This window comes from Abyssisolibacter fermentans (genome assembly GCF_001559865.1).
Classification (GTDB): domain Bacteria; phylum Bacillota; class Clostridia; order Tissierellales; family MCWD3; genus Abyssisolibacter; species Abyssisolibacter fermentans.
Genome location: NZ_LOHE01000052.1, coordinates 1 through 22,478 on the forward strand (window position 1 = coordinate 1; position 22,478 = coordinate 22,478).

General features: G+C 29.2%; 18 protein-coding genes. 3 read left to right on the top strand and 15 right to left on the bottom strand.

The genetic code is table 11. The features are described 5' to 3' along the window. Positions 1 to 431: 431 nt before the first annotated feature. Both AYC61_RS08440 and AYC61_RS08445 read right to left on the bottom strand, forming a co-directional pair. On the bottom strand, positions 432 to 1,955 hold the full coding sequence (locus AYC61_RS08440; protein WP_066499795.1) for a B12-binding domain-containing radical SAM protein: 1,524 nt from the start codon (positions 1,953 to 1,955) through the stop codon (positions 432 to 434). A gap of 48 nt (positions 1,956 to 2,003) precedes the next feature. After that, entirely contained in the window at positions 2,004 to 3,341 is a 1,338-nt protein-coding gene (locus tag AYC61_RS08445; protein ID WP_066499799.1) for a radical SAM/SPASM domain-containing protein, read from the bottom strand. A 598-nt stretch (positions 3,342 to 3,939) separates the two neighbouring features. On the opposite strand from AYC61_RS08445, the gene AYC61_RS08450 reads away from it, so the two are divergent. Continuing rightward, the gene (locus tag AYC61_RS08450; RefSeq protein ID WP_066499802.1) at positions 3,940 to 5,733 is read left to right on the top strand and encodes an ABC transporter ATP-binding protein; all 1,794 of its coding nucleotides are present in this window, start codon (positions 3,940 to 3,942) and stop codon (positions 5,731 to 5,733) included. A 1-nt stretch (position 5,734) separates the two neighbouring features. Next, positions 5,735 to 7,525, top strand: coding sequence for an ABC transporter ATP-binding protein (locus AYC61_RS08455; RefSeq protein ID WP_066499804.1), 1,791 nt, complete (start codon positions 5,735 to 5,737; stop codon positions 7,523 to 7,525). 607 nt (positions 7,526 to 8,132) lie between these two features. Here the strand turns inward: AYC61_RS08455 and AYC61_RS21835 are convergent. From AYC61_RS21835 to AYC61_RS22000, 5 genes are all read right to left on the bottom strand, one after another. Continuing rightward, positions 8,133 to 9,314 (bottom strand): GNAT family N-acetyltransferase, encoded by a 1,182-nt coding sequence (locus AYC61_RS21835; RefSeq protein ID WP_242866768.1) that lies wholly within the window; start codon positions 9,312 to 9,314, stop codon positions 8,133 to 8,135. A gap of 812 nt (positions 9,315 to 10,126) precedes the next feature. After that, complete coding sequence (locus tag AYC61_RS08470; protein WP_066499806.1) at positions 10,127 to 11,602, bottom strand: protein adenylyltransferase SelO; 1,476 nt, start codon at positions 11,600 to 11,602, stop codon at positions 10,127 to 10,129. Positions 11,603 to 12,387: 785 nt separating this feature from the next. Continuing rightward, the gene (locus tag AYC61_RS08475) at positions 12,388 to 12,894 is read right to left on the bottom strand and encodes an HIT family protein (RefSeq protein ID WP_066499808.1); all 507 of its coding nucleotides are present in this window, start codon (positions 12,892 to 12,894) and stop codon (positions 12,388 to 12,390) included. 157 nt (positions 12,895 to 13,051) lie between these two features. Next, positions 13,052 to 13,744, bottom strand: a complete 693-nt coding sequence (locus AYC61_RS08480; RefSeq protein ID WP_066499813.1) for a hypothetical protein — start codon at positions 13,742 to 13,744, stop codon at positions 13,052 to 13,054. Between the two features lie 604 nt (positions 13,745 to 14,348). After that, a complete protein-coding gene (locus AYC61_RS22000) occupies positions 14,349 to 14,483 on the bottom strand; it encodes a hypothetical protein (RefSeq protein ID WP_275935226.1) in 135 nt (44 codons plus the stop codon). 361 nt (positions 14,484 to 14,844) lie between these two features. Between AYC61_RS22000 and AYC61_RS21185 the strand changes: the two genes are divergently transcribed. Then, positions 14,845 to 14,997 carry a hypothetical protein gene (locus AYC61_RS21185; protein WP_156456403.1) on the top strand — a complete coding sequence of 51 codons (153 nt, stop codon included), beginning with the start codon at positions 14,845 to 14,847 and terminating at the stop codon, positions 14,995 to 14,997. Between the two features lie 183 nt (positions 14,998 to 15,180). On the opposite strand, the gene AYC61_RS08485 is transcribed toward AYC61_RS21185, so the two are convergent. The 8 genes from AYC61_RS08485 to AYC61_RS08520 form a co-directional block, all read right to left on the bottom strand. Then, positions 15,181 to 15,816: a hypothetical protein gene (locus tag AYC61_RS08485; protein WP_066499816.1), complete on the bottom strand. Its 636-nt coding sequence runs from the start codon at positions 15,814 to 15,816 to the stop codon at positions 15,181 to 15,183. Positions 15,817 to 16,136: 320 nt separating this feature from the next. Continuing rightward, on the bottom strand, positions 16,137 to 17,411 hold the full coding sequence (locus AYC61_RS08490) for an FAD-dependent oxidoreductase (RefSeq protein ID WP_242866769.1): 1,275 nt from the start codon (positions 17,409 to 17,411) through the stop codon (positions 16,137 to 16,139). A 237-nt stretch (positions 17,412 to 17,648) separates the two neighbouring features. Then, positions 17,649 to 18,650: a DUF4365 domain-containing protein gene (locus AYC61_RS08495; protein ID WP_066499817.1), complete on the bottom strand. Its 1,002-nt coding sequence runs from the start codon at positions 18,648 to 18,650 to the stop codon at positions 17,649 to 17,651. Positions 18,651 to 18,935: 285 nt separating this feature from the next. Continuing rightward, positions 18,936 to 19,544 (bottom strand): peptidoglycan recognition protein family protein, encoded by a 609-nt coding sequence (locus AYC61_RS08500; RefSeq protein WP_066499828.1) that lies wholly within the window; start codon positions 19,542 to 19,544, stop codon positions 18,936 to 18,938. Continuing rightward, on the bottom strand, positions 19,535 to 20,029 hold the full coding sequence (locus tag AYC61_RS08505) for a phage holin family protein (RefSeq protein WP_066499834.1): 495 nt from the start codon (positions 20,027 to 20,029) through the stop codon (positions 19,535 to 19,537). The genes AYC61_RS08500 and AYC61_RS08505 overlap by 10 nt, the downstream gene beginning before the upstream one ends. 2 nt (positions 20,030 to 20,031) lie before the next feature. Further along, on the bottom strand, positions 20,032 to 20,988 hold the full coding sequence (locus AYC61_RS08510; RefSeq protein ID WP_162265457.1) for a S8 family peptidase: 957 nt from the start codon (positions 20,986 to 20,988) through the stop codon (positions 20,032 to 20,034). Positions 20,989 to 21,025: 37 nt separating this feature from the next. Beyond that, a complete protein-coding gene (locus AYC61_RS08515) occupies positions 21,026 to 21,244 on the bottom strand; it encodes a hypothetical protein (RefSeq protein ID WP_066499839.1) in 219 nt (72 codons plus the stop codon). Next, positions 21,244 to 22,452: a hypothetical protein gene (locus tag AYC61_RS08520; RefSeq protein WP_066499842.1), complete on the bottom strand. Its 1,209-nt coding sequence runs from the start codon at positions 22,450 to 22,452 to the stop codon at positions 21,244 to 21,246. Before AYC61_RS08520 ends, AYC61_RS08515 begins: the two co-directional genes overlap by 1 nt. Between the last annotated feature and the right edge of the window lie 26 nt (positions 22,453 to 22,478).

Genomic DNA, 22,478 nt, shown 5'->3' on the forward strand with positions numbered 1-22,478 from the left:
CTGTTTCCCAGAATTAAACTTAGAATTTAAAAAGTTATTAGCTAAAGGAGAATGTTGCTGTCATATGGTAGTAACACCAAAAAAATAACTTTTAAGCCTGATTATTCATATAACTTTGAATAATATGCTGTAAGTTTCTGAATTAGAAGATTCCAGTGAAATCGAAGGCATACCGAGTTGGTATGTCGAGGATTTAATGGACATCTTCTAATCAGAAAGAATACCAAATTAATAAATCTCCTATTCTACTTTTTAATAGGATTAAGCGATTCACATAAAATCATAGATTTTAGTTCACTGCTCATAATTTTCTATAAATAATCTGAGTTTAATATAATATTTTTAAAAAGTTAAAAACCACAATTAATCATTCTATGATTAGTTATGGTTATACTTATTATAATATTTATTCTATTAAAACCTATGTTCATCTATGCCAAATTCTTAATTAGCTTGAACTTATCAATTAATTTATCTAAAGACTCTGTGTCTACTATTTTTTTTTCTCCATTTTCTATAGATTTTTTGTAACATTTTAGACACAAAAACCTCATAGCTTTAGTACTGTAGCTATAGAAATCCATTTCATTATCTTTTATTAATTTTCTGATTTTTCTTAGCCAATAATTATGATTTTCAACAAAGTATCTCATATTATTATCTATTAATTCATATCTATAAATTGGATGGAATTTATCAAATATTCTTTGTTCTTCCTCTGTAGCATAATCTAACGTATAGTTCTTTAACAATCCTTCTTTTTCTAATTTTTTAGCTATTGGAGTTCCTGAAAAAACACCTAAATGATTTTCAAACAAAGTCATATATAATTCAGCAAACTCTACTATTCGAGTTTTTACAAAGAAATCATAGTTTTGCCATAATTCATCTAATGTTGTATACATATCATATAGTATAAAATTGATGTTATAACTTAAACCTAATGACTGTAATTTTTCTATTGCTTTTTCACTCTGCTGTACTGTTATCCCTTTTTTCCATGTATTTAGCATCCTTTGACAACCAGACTCTACTCCAACATTTAAATGAACTAAACCAGCATCTATTAATGGCAATAACATATCATTAAATATATCAGTAACTCTTGCTTCCATTATAAATTCAATATCTAAATTGTTTCTTTTAATCGCATTACAAAACTCTATTGCTCTAGCTCTACCTTCTTTAGTACCACCAATGAAATTATCATCACTAAATACAAAAGATTTAATACCAGTCTCATCAATTAAATGTTTTATTTCCTCAATTACGCTATCAACCGTTCTAACTCTTCTTTTTTTATTATAAAATGTAGAAATATCACAATACGAACAGTTGTAAGTACATCCTCTAGTAGTAGATATGCAGTGAGTTCCTCTTTTATTTAGTAGTGCTTTTGCATCACGTACAGGATAGGACTCCTCATATATACGAGTAGGATATGGTAATTTTTCAATATCTATCAATTGAACTTTAGCATATTTATCTATAATTACATCATCGCTTTTAAAATAGTATCCATCTACATTATTTGAGAAAGTACCATCCTTAATTTTTTTTAGTAACTCTTTAAAAGCTAGCTCTCCATCCCCTAAACAAAGTGAATTAATATCTAAAAATTTCAATAAATTTTCTTTACAAGAAAAAGCACCATGTCCACCTAAACATATATGTCCTTTATACCCTTTATGTCTAAGCTCATTTACAATTTCAACAGTAGTTGGTACTGATGAATAAAAATTACATGAGATGCCTACAACAGTTGGTTTATGGTTAATAATCTTATTAACAGTTTCAGAAACGCTCCAATCATTCAGGTATGCATCTAAAATCATCCCACTATTTTCTGTTTTAGCTACTGCATTTATATATCCCAATCCTAGACAAGCATCATCTATCTTTTTTTGCATAAACTTTAATTTTGGCGGATTAACTAAAATATAATCACATATCATGTTCAATACCACCCTTTCCTAAGTAATGATCATTAGTCTTTGTACCAATTAACAAAGTTCTAATTTTTTTCTTAAATAATTCAAATACTTGTTCACAGTTTCTTTTTGCATAGAACAGAACTGAATTGCTCTGGATTTGTCATTCTTTATCATGACACAGCCTCCGCCGCAAAGTAAAGCTATGTTACATTTTTGACACTTAGGTCTATTACTATCATTCAATATATTTTTATAGAAACCATTATCTGAAGTATCAAAACTAACTGTTTCAGGATAATATTTCCATGTTGTATAATTTTCTATTTCTATTGCCTCTGGACAGTTACATACATATCCATCTGGTGTAATAACATAATTATATATAGAATTAGCTTCACAATTTGTAAAACTAGGTAATCTCTTTGCTGAAACACTGCTAATTGAATCTACTAAGTAACCCAATAATGGGAATTTACCCTTGTCCACTAAATTCAATTGATCGAGTGCAATCGCTAAATCTGCTTCATCTATTAATGTATTATTGTTTAAATTTTTATAATCCGTTACATTACTAAAATAATATGAAAAATTATCATACATTGGTAGCTCACTTGAATTGATAACACCATTTACTAATTGCGATATATTTTCAATATTAAATTTATCTATATTAACACGCACATCAATCTTGAATCCTAGATCTAATATTTTCGTAATATTTTTTATTATAATATCAAATGAACCTGAACCATCTTTAAATATACGCCTATTATCATGTGTTTTCTTATCACCATCAAGAGTAACTTGAATCTGTTTTACTTGCTCTTTAAATTTTGAAAAAAGTTGCTTAAATTCATTAAGCTGTGTTCCGTTTGTAGTTATTAATATACCTATATCATTTTCTTTTGCAAAATCAAAGATTTTTTCTATGATATGATAATTCTTTTTTAATAGTGGTTCGCCGCCAAAAAGCTCTATATTAGAAGGTCTAGGATTTTCTTTTATACGTTCTAGTATAAATTCAAATACTCTGTTAAGTTTCTCTTCATCCAAAGTGTCTTTTCTATTTTTAAAATCACGTTCAAAACAATATGGGCAGCATAAGTTACAATCCATAGTTGGACATATTTCAAAATGATTATTATCATACCTCTTACCTAATGATTCAACATATTTATCAAAAACATATTCTTCACTAATTTCACTATCATCTTCAATTAAATATCCAGACTTTATAAGTTCATCAATTTCGCTTGATTCAAGGTCATTTAACTTATCTATATCTTTACTTTTTAAAAATTCAGCTACTTTACGATTTGCTAAATCGATTGATCCTGTTAAACCATTAAAAATAAAATTATTTTCAAATTCTATAGTGTGAACATATACACGTTGACATAATTTCATCTTCATACCTCCTGTCCATTTTAAATGGTTTACCTAACATTCTAAGGAATAATTATTCCTTAGAATGTTAAGTATATCCACCTTTCTAATTACTGAACATTTACTTCTACTGTGCCTTTCAAACAACATGAATTATCGCTTGATTGACTAACTGTTAACCATGAAGGTTTGCTTAATTTTTGCATACATTTCCCCCCTTTATAATTATTTAATCATCAATAATTCTTCTTAATAGAATATACTAAGTTGAATTAATGAATCAATAATTTCTAGTAATGGAATTTATATTTAATATGTTACCATAAATTAATATAAATGGCAAATATTATTTATATTGCAAATATTTATATTATATTATATAATTAGTTTAAATAGCTAATCCATTATATTTAAAATACTAATAATTTAATATTTAACCTTAATATGCTGTAAGTTTTTGAAATAGAAGCTTTCAGTGAATTCGAAGGCATACCGAGTTGGTATGTCAAGGATTTAATGGACATCTTCTAAACGGAAAGATGAAGTATAGTTATTTAATTTTCTATGAATAATCTGGGTTTAACTTTTTGAAAATAATTAATAAGGAGTAATTAAGCTTATGGAATCATTATTTAAACATCCTTTCTTTAAAACTATTAATAAATTACTTAGAAACGTTAAAACTCAAAACCCAAAGCTTTTTTTATACTTTTTAAGCTTCACTATTTTAGAAATTGTATATCCTTTTTTTTCTATTCTGTTACCAAAACTGTTGATAGATAAGTTATTAGATATAAACACTCAATATGAACACATCATTTACATAGTTATTAGCTATTTTCTTTTAACAAGTATTACTGGCTATTCTAAGACTTATATAAAAGAAAACTGTCATACCAAAATTTCTATTTTGAGACTAAACTACTTAAAAATGCAAACTCAAAAATTACTTCGCATGGATTACAAATATGTAGAAGATGCTAGATTTTATGAAGAACATGGACGAGCATTAAATGCTGCTAGTAGTTCTGATTATGGAGTAGAAGGTGTTTATCATAGACTTTTTACTGTTCCATCAGTTTTATTAACTACGATATTACTTTCTATTTGGATAAGTACAGTTAGTAGTTTAATTTTTTTAGGTTTGATTTTGAACTTAATCATTAGTTTATGTCTTCAGAAACAAGTTAATGAATATCAATACAAATTAAAGTCAAAAATATCTCATCAAGAACGCAAAAAAAAGTACTATTATGAAATAACTCATGACTTTTCATATGGTAAAGATATTCGCCTTTATAATCTTAAGGAAAGAGTAGTACAAAATTACAGAAAAGAACTTGAGAAATTTATAAATTTACACAGGCTGATTAAACAAAAGGAATTTTTATTAGGTTTTTTAGGATTATTTTCTTTACTTATCAGTAATGGCCTATTGTATGGAATATTAATATCAAAAGTCTTTCATGGCATGTCTATTGCAAATTTTTCTATGTATTTGGCTCTAATATTGCAATTATCATTTTTACTAAACACACTACTTAGTGATTTGTCATTTATTTATATTGAAACTATATATATTAATGATTTATTCAAATTATTAGAAGCGGATTTAAATGAAAAAGGAGGCAGTAGAAAAGCTATTAATGACTCTACATTAGAAATAGAATTCAAAAATGTAAGCTTCAAATATCCTAAAACTGATAAATATGTGTTTAAAAATTTAAATCTACATATTCCAAAAAATCAAAGGTTAGGTATAGTTGGAACTAACGGTGTGGGCAAATCTACTTTAATAAAACTTATTGTTGGTTTATATGATGTTAACGAAGGAGAAATTTTGATAAATGGTATTTCTAGTAAGGATTTTGATAAGCAAGAGCTATTCACAATGTTTTCTGTTCTATTTCAAGAAATCAATATATTAGCCTACACATTAGGTGAAAATGTAGCATGTACATCTAATATGGATAATGAAAAAGCAGTAAAAGTATTATGTAAAGCTGGACTAAGCAACTTAGTCGAATCATCGAATGAGTGTCTATCTCAAATGATGTTAAAGATAATAGATGCAAATGGTAGAATTTTATCAGGAGGAGAAAACCAAAAACTAGCTATTGCTCGAGCTTTATATAAGAATGGAAATATGGTAATAATGGACGAACCCACAAGTTCTCTAGATGCTTTAGCTGAAGCAGAAATATATGAAAAATTCAACGAACTTATAGAAAATAAAACTTCAATTTATATATCACACCGACTTGCTAGTACTAAATTCTGCGACAAAATAGCTTTATTTGATAAAGACGGCTTACTTGAATATGGAAATCACAAGGAATTAATGGATTTAAAGGGTGAATACTATAAAATGTTTATTACTCAAGGTAAATATTATCAAAAGGAGACATGTTAAAATGTTTTATAATAAACTAAAATCATTTTTAAAGCTTTGTTGGAGAATATCACCAAGTTACATTGTACTGCTAATTGTCGATGCTATTTTTTCAGGACTAAGAATTGTAGTTAATGTGGTACTTCCTAAATACCTCATTAATGAATTAATCGGTAATAAAAGAGTTGACGAACTCATAATATTTGGAGCTGCAATAGTATTATCCAATGTGTTTTTTGCTTTTTGTAATAATCTTTTTAAAAAAGTTATGTCCATAAAGAAAATAAATATAAGCGAAAAGATGAGTCTAACTATGGCAGAAAAAATCATGAACATAGATTATTCTTATTTAGAAGATCCATATTATTTAGATTTAAAAGAACGAGCAGTATTTGCGATTAATAATCGCTCAGCATTAGAAAATATTGTTAATAGTACAGCTAACATAGTGAAAAATATAGTGAGTATGTTAGGTTTGGTAACTATTTTATTTACTTTGAGCTGGATATTAGTTTTATTTTTAATATTAACTATTGTTTTATCATTATTCATATATTATTCTTTTATGAAATATCAGCAATCATTTTTTCAGTCCCTTATACCTATCAATCGTAAGTATGCATACTATATTAATATATGCCTTATAGAAAAATTTCAAAAAGATATAAGACTGTATAATTTTGAACCTTTGCTAATACAAAGAATAGCATCCTATAATCAAGAGTTTATAAATGAATTTAAAATCTATTATAACAAGCTAGGAAAAATTCAAGGATTATATAGTATAATCAACAATTTACAAGCTAGTATAGCCTATGGTTATGTAGGATTAAAAGCTCTAGGTAAACTACATGCTCCTATTACTATAGGGTCTTTTACTATGTATGTATCTGCTGCAATTAATTTTTCTAATACTACAAAAGAACTTGGTGAAAACATAACAACTATATTGCAAATGCTTGATTACCTAGATCCATATATGGAATTTGTGAATTTACCTGAATATCAAAGTAATAGTGGAACATTGTCAATGAAAGAGAATATTAAATCTGTCTCTTTTCAAAACGTATCGTTTAAATATCCAAGCAGTGATAACTATGTACTAAAAAATATTTCTTTTGACATAAAATATGGCGAAAAGATCTCTATTGTTGGTCTTAATGGTGCTGGTAAATCGACTCTAATTAAATTGATTTGCCGACTTTATGCTCCAACCTCTGGAAAAATTCTAATCAATGGTAAAGATATATACGAATATGAATATGTAAGTTATATAAATAAAGTATCTGCTATATTCCAGGACTTTAAAATTTTTGCGTTTACAATAAAAGAAAATATAACATGCCAAGATATATGTGAAAATAGTGATGAGATAATAGAATTGATTAATCAAGTAGGATTAAATGAAGTTATCAACAATTTACCAATGGGTATTAACTCAGTCATAGGTAAATCTTACGAAGATAAAGGTGTAGAGCTTTCTGGTGGTGAAAGGCAAAAAATTGCTATTGCGAGAATGCTCTATAAAGATGCATCATTAATTATTCTTGATGAACCAACCAGTGCACTTGATCCATTGGCAGAAGCAGAAATATATATGAATTTTAACAACTTAGTCAAGAACAAAACAGCCATATATATTTCTCATCGCATGTCAAGTAGTGTATTTTGTGATCGAATCTTATTAATTCAAGATGGTGAAATTGTTGATTTTGATACTCATACTAACTTGATGAACAAAAAAGATAGTTTGTACTACAAACTCTTTACTTCTCAAGCTGTAAACTATGAATTAAGTAATTGCAATGGGTGATTTTGTAATGAGTTTTAGAGGAAGAATTAAAATAACAAAGATTATATGTACTTCAACATTCTAAAGAATAAACTCCTCAATTTCATAAGAGTTTTTTCTATATTATATTTTCACCTTTAAAAATCAGCTTTTATTTTTATAATGCGCTGGGAACTGAACCTTTTGAATCATTAAATATATGTTAAGTGAAATACTTGAATTTCAATTGGAAAGGAGGGTTATTATGAAAAAACTTAAAAAGAAAATTAATACAAATACTATTATTAAATTCAACTATTTATGTCATGCTTGTATGCTAGCCATTGATGATCGTTTGAATTCAGATGTAAGATGGTAATTAAAACATGATACACCCTTATTAGGCTTAAGCCCACTGTAGTATTTGAGCTTGAGCCTAATAGTTTATTATATAATTTAATCTAATTTATATTTTTTTAGAATTCTTAAAAAATCTTTATCTTGACGAAATATCTTCCAAGCATCATCATTTTTAACTTAATCCACATTAATTTTTTTATTGTGTAGTGCATATTCCTTATGAGTTCACTGGTAGATTATGTATTATTACATTGTTAAGAATGTTGTTTAAATTGATTTTTATATTTAATTAATCCCATTGTCCTGGAAATCTTAATTTTTGTAGTTGTGGAAAATTTTTATTATATTCTTCCACTTCTTCCTTTGGAAGATTTTCAAAAACTTTCGATTCATAGAATTTGCCTTTTATGCTTTTCATACTATCTTCTGCTAGTTCAATTCCCATAAATGCATCAAAGTTTTTACCATCAGCAGTTGTAATATCAAAATTATCACATGTTTTAAATCCTATCCTAGGATAATAATCTGGTTCTCCAAAAATTACAATACCTTTATAACCTTTATTTGCAGCTAAATTCATTGTTTCTCTTAATAACAGCTCACCAACTCCACATCCTTGCCATTTAGGCTCTACACAAAGAGGTCCAAAGGTTATAATTTCATGCGTATCTGCACCATCAACAACTCGTGCCTTTGAATACATTATACATCCTATTACTTCTCTATCCTTTACTGCTATCCTGCTTAGCTCTGGAAGATAGTCTTTATCTTGACGTAATTTATGTACAAGGTAATGTTCGTCACATCCAAGATGATGTTTATTCCAAAATGCATGCTGTGTCATTAACTCTACATTGTACCAATCATCCTCTGTTTCCATTCTAATTTCTATTTCTTCATGATTTAATCTTTTCCTTTCTTCTGGAAACCATCCAAATTCTAACCTTACTTCTTTTCTTTGTAAATCATTGTTCTTGTAGCAACAAGTATCCATACCAATCAAGCTAAAACCCTCATGCTGATAAAAATCTACTGCATTAACATTACAAGATTGTGTTTCTAGTATAATAGCTCGACGACGTTCTCTTCTTGCTTGCTCCTTTGACATTTCAATTAACGCATGACCTATTCCTTGTTTTTGATATTTTTCTGATACCCATAGTTCTGTAATTCTTAGTCGATTAGACCATAATTCTTGATCAGTTTCAATTGCAGCAACTAAATCATCATTAACTAACACTCCCCAAGCATAAGCATTTTCCCAGTGATCTGAATATAATTTATCTGAGAAATCATATTCTTCTGGTGTATGAGTTACTGGCTTTGTAAAATCTTTCTTTTCTATCTCAATAACAAATCCTTTATCTATTTTATTTACTATAACATCATAATATTTATCTGTTTCGTACTTTATTGGAATTATAGTTCCCTTCCATTTATCTTTTGGTAAATGTATAATTTCATATTCCATAGTCTTTATCCTCTCCCTTTTAATTCAATTACTTATTTCTTCTGGAACAGTCGTATCAAACCACCTTCGCAACATATGTCTCAGTAACAATACCCTAGAATATCAAATTAATTTATCATCTACTATTAAAAATCATGCATCTATAATATTCTATATTTATCATACAAACCCTTTTAATCCACGTAACTTTTGTACTAATCATGTTAATTTAAGCATAAAAAAGAATAGTAAATATTACACATCTACCTTAATTATACTCTATAATACATCTTAACTTTCCATTATAACCAAGGTTTTTAAGAAATTTTACATGTATATAGATTTTATCTTGAGTAAAAAAACTATCAGATTCAACCTCATTTTCGGGTAAAAGCATTTTAATATCAGTTGAATTTACTTAACAACCTCATATATTGTAATTATAAATCTTTACATCTTTCAGTACTTCTAATATTGAGAGAGAATCTCTTACATCGCTGAATCAAAGAGTAATTAGCCACGTGACTTACAAAGGATGTACTCTCCTACAATAATTTTTCTTTTGTTTTATAGATTTCTATCTTATTTATATTGAATACTATCTTAATTCCAAGTTAAATTACACAATTGTACTAATTATTCTATATTTATTCTTATAATATAAAATAGTCCAAGAACCAAAACATCCTTGAACTATATTAATAAATAGCTATTCATATTTAATTTATATATTCATTTGAGACTTAAACAAAAATCAAACCAATTTTATATCATAAAGTAATACTCTTACAGCCTTTGCTAATACCAAGCTATATTGTATGATATTAGCAACATTAGGTACCACAAAAGGTTCGGTAAGGACAGGTTGATGGCGGAGGCAGAGTAGCATAATCAGCTTGTTTTGCAGAGTGTTCGTAAGGGCTTGAAAGAACATCAAGAAATCTTGCCATCACGCTGTAATCGCTTTGTTTCACCGCGGCTTCTAATGCTTCTTCTACTCGGTGGTTACGAGGTATTATTGCAGGATTATTATTTTGCATAAACTGATATGAAGATGCCTTTGGTTCCTGCTGCCTGCCTAGTCTCGTTTGCCACAGCTCATACCACTGAGCAAATTCTGTAGTGTTAAATAGGGTTGTATCCTCTAGCTTATCAAAAGTTAATGATAGGAAGGTATTGGTATAGTCCGAACCGTACTTATTCATCATGCTGAGGAGACCTTCAATAAGGGATTCATCCTGTAGTTCTTCGTTAAATATTCCCAGTTTTGCTCTCATTCCCGCGAGCCAATTACGGTGATACAACTCATTAAAATCTGAGATTGCATTCTCTGCCAGTTTGATAGCCTGCGATTTGTTAACATGTAGTAGAGGAAGTAGGGTTTCAGCAAATCTAGCGAGATTCCATGCGGCAATTTGCGGTTGATTGCCATAGGCATAGCGGCCATGAATGTCAATGGAACTGAATACCGTTTTCGGGTCATATGCATCCATAAAGGCGCAAGGACCATAATCAATGGTTTCTCCACTAATAGTCATGTTGTCTGTGTTCATTACCCCATGGATAAAGCCAACTAGTTGCCATTTGGCAATTAACGCGGCTTGACGCTTTATCACTTCCTTTAGTAGGAAAAGATAGCGGTTTTCAACAGCATCAAAGTCTTGAAAATGTCTTTCTAATGTATAATCAGCTAGAGTCTTGAGCTCCTCTACAGTACCCCATTTTGAAACATATTGAAAAGTGCCTACGCGCAGATGACTAGCAGCTACACGTGTCAAAATTGCACCAGGCAGGTCAGATTCGCGAGTTATTGATTCACCAGTTGTCACTACTGCTAGGCTACGGGTGGTAGGAATACCAAGCGCATGCATTGCTTCACTAATGATGTATTCACGTAACATCGGTCCTAGTGTAGCTAGACCATCCCCTTGTCGGGAATATGGAGTTTTACCTGAACCTTTGAGCTGAATATCAAACCTTTCTCCTAAAGGCGTAATCTGTTCGCCAATTAGCAAAGCTCGACCATCCCCTAACATCGTAAAATATCCGAATTGATGTCCCGCATAAGCTTGAGCAATTGGTAAAGCGCCTTCGGGAATACGGCTACCAGCAAACACCGCTACGCCATTGTAGCTTTGCAACGCTTTATTGTTCAATCCTAGGGATGTTGCTAACGGATTATTGAGAATGATTAACGTAGGTGAGCGTACAGGTTCTGGGTTAAGGTTGGAAAAAAATGATTTTGGTAGACGAGCATAACTGTTGTCAAAGTTCCATCCTGCTTCTATTATTGCATTTTTCTCTGTCATTGTATCTCCTCTTCTTCTTTTATATTTTTGTATTCTAGCTTTTTCTTATACATAAAACATAGGTAATGATTTATTAGTTATCTACTATACATCTCAACTCAACGCAACCATTTTTAGTGTTTGTTTTCGCCAATTTATTATACTTTTTCATCCTTCTAAATTCAGTATATTTTCTCTTATTATGGTTAAGGCTTTATACTTCTTTGTCAATCTAATATACACTAACATAAAATAAATAGTTCAAGAATTAAAATATTCCTGAACTATATTAATCTTTGTTAATTTTCTTAAAAATTGTAACTTACAACGCTTTACTCATTTCAATCTCATCATCTTTTTTCTTTTGTTCCTCAAATCCTACTTTTTTATAGATTCTTGTCGCTGGTTTGTTAAGAATATTTACTGATAATTTAATATATTTCCCTTTGTATTTAAACTTCTGTATTCCAAAATTAATTCCTTGATGTACAAAATCTTTTCCATATTTCCCTGTGAAATCAGGTTCACGTATATTTCCAAGCTTTAATTAAATTAACATATTCAAAAGTTATGGAACAAATTCAAATTTTATGTCATTAGTTCTCACTCATAAAGATCAACTATTATAAAATCTAAAATCAATAAGGTATATGTTAAACTAATATTGCGCATAACGCTTTAGATTTGCGACGTTTCTCAACCTTAGAAAGAAGGTCAGTTTAAATCTTCTTCAACAAAATATTTATGTCTGCTAAAATTGTAATAAAATTACTCCTACTACATGTATGGCATTCTTTCTTCCTGATCTATAGTATAATATCTTTTAATTTATGTTTATAAAGTTCTACTGTTTCATGATAATCCATAATAATTCCTTCTTCTCTGGCAAAATTCCCAAAGCCTATTGTATCTCCTTTTAGTCGAGGGAACAGTTGAAAATGTAAATGATTTCTTTTACCGTCACATATTGTACACATATATACTTTTTCTGCACCTATAATTTCTTTATGAAGTTTAATTATTGCATCTGATATTTTTAATATATGTACTCCTAATTCAAGAGGCATTTCAGAAATGTCTTCATAATGTTCCTTTGATACAATAATTGTATGTCCAGTTGCTCTTGGGTATTTTTCAAATTGACATCTCACCTTATCATCCTCGTAAAAAATCAAACCCTCATCAGGGAATATATCTCCGGTAATAAAATTATAACATGAAAAGCATATACCTTTTTCTTGCAACTCTTTTATCTTTTCGAATCTTTGATTCAGTGCTCTTTTTTCGTTTTCTGATAGTTGCTTAACGTACAATTTACCCCCACCTTTACAACATTAATAAATCCATATTTTGTGTTATTTCAGTTTTGTCAAAACTAAATACCCATAAAATGCATTTCAAACCTATTAGGAATACTTTTATCAGCAAGTCTAAGAGGAATACCCTTCGAACCTTTACGAATATTCATTACTAGACGATGTTATCATCAATTTTTTTATCACTTTTCTTTGCTATGAACATTTTTGATGCGAAATATCCAATCGCAATAATAGTAAAACAATAAACATATAACATAAACAATTCTGCTTTTCCTCTTACACTGCTAAAACCACCACGCCTATATACATATTCATCCATTTGTTTTGTTATATCATTGCCTTGCTTATCATATAATTTATAGCCTTTCAATAAACCCTCCCGCTCTGTTTCTGATGGAAACACTTTTATGAGATATTTCTCACCGTTTGTAAAAAAACTTTCTTTCTGATTTGAGTAAGTCTCTATTATAACTTCATTAATCATTAGATCATAATTTGTACCCATAATGGCTAAATAATTTTCACCATGAGATTTAAAGGCTTTTCCTGAAAAAACTCTATTATTCATTCCATAACCAGCCATTCTAATTTGATATCTATTATTAATACCTCTATATAAAATTGTAGACCCATTATAGTCCCCGCCTGCAACTTCATAATAAACGATTAAAACGTTTTGGAATTTTATGTATTGTAGTATAGATACATCTAACTCAAGAAACTCTTCTATTCCTTTTTCAATGCTAGCTTTGTTAGCTTTTATAAAGTACTCACTCTCATACACTTTAAAAGCAAGTATCAATGATACTATTATAATCAATACTCTTATAATTTTCTTTTTCATATTTTCCCTCCAAAGAGTTACTTAAAAGATGATGTTGTTGTTTAACTTTTAAATCTTTGTATGTTAGTTCTAGCTATTATTATAGACATTAGGTACCTTAAAAAAGCTAATTAATTTAACACTTATAATATTCTATATTTATCGTACAAACCCTTTTATCACCTATGAATTTACAAATTGAGTAAAAAAAACTTAAAATTTATATATGCATGGACAATTACTTAAAAATTTATAAAAAAATATATGAAAGAGGTTTCTTCTTCTTTATTATTTGGTCATTCACCAGTTACAATTATACTCTAACATAAAATAAATAGTCCAAGAATCAAAACACCCATGAACTATATTAATCAGCATCTATTCATATTATATCTATATATTGTTTAGAGGCTTAAACAAGAATCAAACCAATTTTATATCATAAATATTATATAAATTTATCTTCTTAATCTTATTTTCTATTATATTTTTATCAATAGTATATAAACCTAATTCTTTCATTCTTTCAAAATACAATGAACCTGAGAATGTGAATCTTTTTTTCTGCCTTCTTCTGTTTGTATTTGCTCATTAGAGTATGCTATTATATTCCCGCGTGCTAGTTTTAATAGTACATTCCTAAAAACAATCTAAAGCTATTATGACCTGCTAGTGATCCTGTATCGACTGCTTCTATAAGTCCTACAAATAAACCTGATTTTTTCCCTTCTTTATTTAATGTAACTTTTATACTAGTCACAGGTTAAATAAAAATCGTCAGAATAGGAACAAATTAACATTTGAAATCATCTAATATATGTTAAGTGAAATACTTAATTTCAATTGGAAAGGAGGTTTATTATGAAAAAGCTTAAGAAAAAATTTAATACAAATACTATTATTAAATTTAACCATGTGTGTACTGCTTGTTTAAAAGTTATTGATGACTATCTTCTTTCAGATGTAAGATGGTAGTTAAAACATGATAAAACCTTGTTAGGCTTAAGCTCACTTGTAGTATTTGGGCTTGAGCCTAATAGGTTTTATAGTGCTTATGGACCAAATGTAAATATGTTATTATTCATCTTTTACCTAAATTAAATAATATAGAGGTGATACTTATGAAACCGTATATTAAGTTTAGTATAATATTTTCTATAGTCATTGTAGTAGCCATTCTATTAAATATTCAATCTTTCAATTCTGTAGTGAACAATGATAATGATCTAGAAGAGGTTAATTTTCAATCTTTTTATTCAATTGTTATTAATTAATATCATCTATGTATAGTATTGTTTAATATGAAAATGATATTGAATGATTCTTAATAATCCATAATATAGTTCTATTATTAAATTTATTTTTCCCAACACCATTTTCTAACTCATACATATATGTTATATGATCTATATTAGATTGCTCATTGCCACTTTCTTTATTAGTGTTTCTGAAGTTATTTATATATTTAAAGTATCAGTAAGGTTATAATTTACCCATTCCATTTCTATTATACCTAAAATTTCTTTGAAGTTTTCAACTTGATCACGCATATATCTACCTTTAAAAAAAGTATCGGCAGTTAATAATTCTGTTAATTTATTTATATCTTTTGTATCTAAGCCAAACAGCTCAAATACTTCAACATTTTTATTTTTAAATTGTTCTTCAACAGCATTTTTATATTCACTTGAATTATATACTTCGTCATAAAGATTTTCATGTACATCTTTTCCTGTATCATTGGAAAATAAAAATTCAATAATATCATCTTCATTTGGATATCTTTCTTCAGCTTTTTGAGTAATCATTGTAAATACTAATTCATAATCAACATATATATTAGCAAGTTCTTTTTTGTTATTAATGATTTTATAGCCCCATCCATGATCTTCGAAGTTTAAAAAAATCATAACAGGAGTTTCTTTAGAAATATTAATTATATATTCAGGTACTTCATCTAAATAATCATTTTCAGTTAAAATAACTGTCCATTTTGAGTTTAATTCTCCAATTTTTATTCCCTCAATTTTATTTTTGTCAATCACATTTTTATGTTTGCTTAATATTAAATTCCCGCTTGTAAATTCGCTCATCAATCTTCCCCTTTCATTAATAAATATTAATTCATTTAAAAAGATATAATGTAATATTTCTATATTTATCTTTATTATCCTTTATTACATTTAACGAAGTGTGTCCGTAAGATATAAAGCTTTAAAAAGTTTATATGATAATTTTTATGGCGAAGTATATTAATTAAACAACATACCTATTAAAATCATAATGCGTTAGTGACTGAACTCACTGCACCTATAAAATAAATAGTCCAAGAACCAAAACATCCCTGAACTATATTAATAAATTTTATTCATATTATATCTAATTTACATATCATTAGATGCTTAAACAAAAATTAAACCAATTTTATATCATAAATATTATATAAATTTATCTTCTTTATCTTATTTTCTATTATATTTTTATCAATAGTATATAAGCCTAATTCTTTCATTCTTTCAAAATACAAAGAACCTGAGAATGTGAATCTTTTTTTTCTGCCTTCTTCTGTTTGTATTTGTTCGTTAGAGTATGCTATTATATCCCCGCTTGCCAAATTCCTAGGTAGTTTTAGTAGTGGCATTCCTAAGAACAATCTAACGCTATTATGACCTGCTAGTGAACCTGTTACGATTGCTTCTGTATGTCCTACAAATAAACCTGATTTTTCTCCTGCACATAGAAGATTGTCTAAACCGATTACTTTCATAGAGTTATTTCTAGGAGCTATTGAAAGATATCTGACTGAATTTCCTATACTTCCGGCATAAGGATCGATATATCTGGCATTTTCTAGTCCATTTATTTTTCTCAGTTTATCTAGTGGATAGAATGGTGTCATTAGCTTTGCATGACCTGTATCTAGAAGTATTAGATTTTCTGCAAAATCTTTTAGTGCGTATTGCTGGCAAACCTTTAATTTTAATTTATCTAGTTTTATGTCTTCTTCTGGAATAGACAGAATAGCCATTCCTTCATTGTCTAGTTTTTGACGTACCTCTTTACTTAACGAGTTTTTACATAATTTACATGAACCACTGAAAGCGCCATACGATCCATCACTTCTCTGTCCAAGTATATCTTCAATACCTGCCCTGCAGCTAATACTTACTCTAGGACCAAATGAAGCACATCTTAATATGCACATGGAGCATCCATTTCCGTATTTTAAACAATTGCCCATTGGTCCTGTTGAGCCTGTTGTTTCTATAAAAATATCTCCACTTACTATTGTATTATCAGCAAGAATAATTCCTGTGATTTTATTATTATCTTTTATAACATCTGTTGCTCTGCTTATTAGTTTAATATTTATATCCATTTCTTTTAGCAGTCTTTTAACTTCTGGTTCTATAATTGTTACGTCATATAGTGAAGCATGTTTATGTCCAGGAAAATCGATATCTACATGTCGCGAAACTTTGTCAGTTATATTAAAAAGCTCCTTTGCACCTAAACATATACTTTCTTCAGTAGCAGTATAACGTCCATTATTTCGCATTATTCCGCCAACATTGCCAAGACCTAATAGCATATCTGTTCTTTCTATAATAGTAACGTCTGCACCAGCTTTTTTTGCGCTTATTGCTGCGGCACAACCTGCCCGTCTGGAATAACAGCAATGTTTTATAACTATATTTTGTTTTAAAGTAAATTTTATACTTGATGATAATGAATACAAAGCTAACAGACTTATATTTGAAAATATGTATAATGGGTAGTTGTAACGTTCCCACTATTTGCGAAGTACGTTGCCTTTACATTCATACAGTACTGACCAACCACTCTATATGACAAAACAAGCTAATCGTGGACAATATAGCATTTTGCAAATAGTGTGTTAGGGTGTAGTTATTATTCATACTTCCTATGACTTATTAAATTCTCTTTTGATATAATTACCAATACCTTTAGATATTTCATTGTTAATTGATTCATCAATTTGATATTTTTCTGTAAAATTATTTAGATTCTTATAATTAACTCTAAAGAAGGCTTTAATATCATCACTAGAATAAATTAGCTCATAATTTTTATCATGTCGTTTAATATCATAATTACCACAACAAGCATGCAACAATAAATCTAAACCATTACTCTTTTCTTGATACCCCAAAAAATAAAACCATGGTATGCCGTGTTCAACTGAGTATTTTAACCATTTTACAACCTCAGGTATCTGAAAAATTTCTCTTTCGTCATTATCATAGTCTGTGAAAAAGATGTCCATCGTTGACCTTAATTTTAATAGAGTTTCATAATTCTTAGTAAATTGAGATATTAATTCATCAATTCTTATAAAACTTAAAGAATCAATATCATCTTTCAATATTGATATTAAAGTATATTTAGACTTTTTTAATGCCTTATCCAAAGCCCAAATTGACTTTATTTGTTGATCAAAATCAATCACAGGTCCGACGGTATTAAATATAGCTTCCTTAAATTCACTGTTTAAAGTATTTGTATAGGGTATATTTATCCACCATCCATTTTTCCCACTCTCCGATGTTCTAGAAATATCAAATTCTACCCAATGTAATTGGCTAAAGTCCTCATTCATTATAACTAAATATACAGGAACCATGATATTAAGGTAATAATTCAAGTGTTTGCTTTCACCATAATATTTGTAGCCAGTTTTTGTTTTTGACTTAAAATATGAATCACCATGTTTTATTTGAATTGCCACCTTCTTCCCGATCACATTGTCATCACACACAAGTTCAATATATCCATCTATACCAAAATCATTTTCTTGATATATAGGATGATAGATACAATCAAGTTTTTGATTCACATAATGGTTAAAATATGATTGCCCTGTTATGCCGTGTTTTGCACTTTTTTTTCGTTTTGGAAATGACATCTCCTTCACTCCTTTATAATATAACTTTTTGTTTAGAATGATAATTTCACCTAACTTGTAAATCTCTGTATGTTAGTTCTGATTATTACTTGATTTTGGTAATAATCAGAACTATAGTTCACGAATACCTCTTACATATTATCTAGTAAATTCATATTACTTTAATGCTTAATAATTTATAATTCAATAATATACTTCTATATATATCATACAAACCCTTTATTCCATGTAACTTTTGCACTAATCATGTTTAAATTAGGCATAAAAAAAGAGACTAGCAAAACGCTAGCCTTTGTAAATTCTATCTATCAAAGCAAATACCTCACCACGAGTCATGTTGTCATTAAATCGTTTTTCATTGATTTTAACACCTTTATTAATTAAATTTTTATAATGCACCTCTGCCCAATGCTTTTTATCCTCGTATATTGCATTTTTAAATTCGTTCCATCTGCCGGTACTTCTAAGTACATGCGGACAATCTTTTCCATTAGGGTACTTTTTGCTTTTCCAATGGTTATGTTGCACAACATCCATAATGCTTGGATTTTCTTTAATCAGCTTTTTACAAAGCCATATAGTATTTTCTAATGTCTTTTCATAATCTCCATCTTTATTTACGCACATTTCTATGCCTATGCTTTCTCGGTTGCCTTTTCCTCTGAGTCCATCGCCTGCGTGCCAACCGTTATAATCTATTGGTATGTGCTGGTATATACTTGTACTATCTACTGTAAAATGCCAACATTTATCATCTGTATTTTTTCTGTTCAAATATCCGTTCCACATTTTAGCATTAGCACCTTTTGTATAACATGCTGTTTCGTGGATTGTGATATACTGCGGAATCATTTTGTTATATCTTTTATCAATAAAATCTTGTATTATTTGCATTTTGATTGTTCACCCTCTTTAATTTTTTCAGCTGCTTCACCGCCAACCTTTTCAGACACATCTTTTAATTTTGTAAATGCTATTCTTAGAAACTTTGGAATAGTAACTCCCATCCTCCCAAGATTTTCAGTTATACTGAGTAGCTCTGTACTAATAAGCCAACATGTAACTGCAAATGTAAACACACCTACAAAGCCTAATGTAATTCCTATTTTTGCCCCTAACTGTACAATTACATAGTCGGTTAAAATCGCTATTAGAACCAAAAAAATAAAGCCTACTTTTTTAACAGCTCCCTTAAGACCTATACTAGAACTCCATTTTTTCTGTATATAGCCTGCAATCATACCTGTAATATAATCCAAGATCATTAAGAAAACTAAAACTATTACAAGTTCTGTAATTGATCCAGCTACATAAATGAATATTCCAGTTATCATTGCTAGAATTCCTTTGGATCCATTTATAAGTAAATTGTTATCCATCTTTACCCCTCCATTTTTATTAATCTATTTAATGTTACAGCTAATTCAGCTCTTGTTACTTGCTTATTTGGTTTGAAAGTTTCGTCTGGATATCCATTCATTAATCCTTTACTTACTACCTCTTGAATATCTTTTTTAGCCCAATGATCTTGTATATCTTTAAATATATATTTTACCTTCAATTCTTTTAAATTTGGTAAAATAAAAAGACCATAACCACTTTTGGTGTCATGACCTTTATCGTACAAGTCTATGCAATTTTCATGTATAAAACTTTTTAATTCTTCTATTGTAGGCTTAGGTAGTTTATTAGCTTTTATATAGCTTAAATATAAAGCTAATATGCCAGTTACATAAGGTGTCGCACATGAAGTGCCTGTAAATACAAAAATTCTATCTTTTCTACTATTCCATACATACACATCAGTAAAACCCATGCAGTCTAACTCTTCACCTTCATTACTATAATGAGCATTATCCCATCTAGCTTCCTTAAATGCACCTACGCTAATAGTAAATGGTAATCTAGCAGGATAACTAATACTATTATCATTACCTGCGTTTCCAGCAGCACATATCATAGGAATATCTAGCTTATTAATTTCTTCATACATTGATCTTTTAAATGTGCTGTAACTTATATTGATTAAATCTATATCGTGTGTTTTAATGAATTGTAAAACTTCTTTATCTGTGTCTGATTTTTTTCCAAAGCAATTATACATAATTATATTTACATCTGGAGCAAGAGTCCTTATAACTTTTGTTACATTTGTATTATGTCCTATTCCATCATGGAATTTAGCACCAGTTATGATTTTTTCATCAAACCATTTATGTCTATCTCCTTCATCATCTAATACTAAAACTGTTACACCTTGCCCTTTATATCCTTTTTTCCACCATTGTATACAATTAGATAGTTCTAATTCTTTCATGTTTTCTTTTACATTTTGCAACTCCTCACCTCCATGATTTGAGCATAAAAATAACACCTTATTTATGTGCTTTATTTTCATTCCAATCTTTCTTGGTTTTAAATCCTTCACGTTCCCATTTTGGTTTTATTTCATCCATCTTTGGTTTTATTGGCTTTGGTTTTGGTTCTTTATTTTCAAGTTTTGCGACCCTAGTTTCAACTTCATCTAATTCATCTACTAAATTTTCCACAACGCTTTTAAGCGCCCTAACTTCTTTTAATAGTTGTGCATACATTATCTAACAAACCTCCTCGCCAAATAATCGCATGAAGGATTATTGTCTATATTACTTCTGGACAAATTAATTTTAAATCTTATGTCTTTCATTGAATCTATCGTTGATATATCAAAATTTTGCGATATATCAACAAATTCCGTTGTCCACACACTGCCATCGGGACTAGTTTCTATATCAATAGTTACCGTTTCACCATCTAGCGTGTTTTGATAAGTAGCTAGGTCCCATGATTTTATATTTTTTTCTGTATTGGTTATTTCTACAATTGCAGTACCCGAGGTAGATGCGGGTACAATTGGACTTATGCATCTAAAAGCATAAACATAGCTATTTACCGTTGTATTCGTATCTAATACACTACTAATTACATCTATATATTCTGATGCGTACGGAAAAGCAGGCGTACCATTTGCACCTAAATACATATATTTATTTATTTTTGATACGGCACAAAGAATATATGTTTTTCCTGCAACAATCGGGTAATATAAAGAACCACTCGAATAAATATTTTGGCTTTTCAACTCTTGAAAATTATCATTAAATAACGTTATTGTTCCCATGTTAGGGTGAGTTTTAAATAAATAATAACGAATACCGTCCATATCTTTATTGGCAATAAATTTAATACCACACTTTCCATCAATTACAGGGTCTTGATTATCAGTTAACTGCATAACATCGCTACCTACATGTTGATTACAAATAACTATCCCCCCATTATTTTTTATTGTGCTATTGTGTTGTATTTTTACGTCATCTTCATAAAAATCTATAACTTCTTGTAAGATTTGAACTGGGGGAACTGGAACGTATCTTGTCCCATCGTGTATATATAAAAGTCCCGTTTCTGGGTTAAACCACGTAAGCCCTTCTTCTTTTACTGTAGGTTCTGTGTTTTGCATATATCTGATTTTGCCCATTTTTTCATGCACATCTTCTATACCTTGTTCTATCTCATTCAATTTTGATGTATCAGCCTTATTGTTCCAGTTAGTTTTTTCTGTATCTGTTACGAATTTATGAGTAGAATCTTCTGTAATTATAGTAGCTGGATGTGTAGCTGGATGTTGGTAATTTGTTGCTCCTTCTTGAATTCCTGCTAGTTTGGTGCATGCATCTTTAATCCCTTGTTCTATCCTATTCAAATCCTTTTCAGTAACAATATCATCTCTTTGCCAATTAGTTTTACTATTGTATTGCATTATTCTCTCCCACCTTTTATTGTATT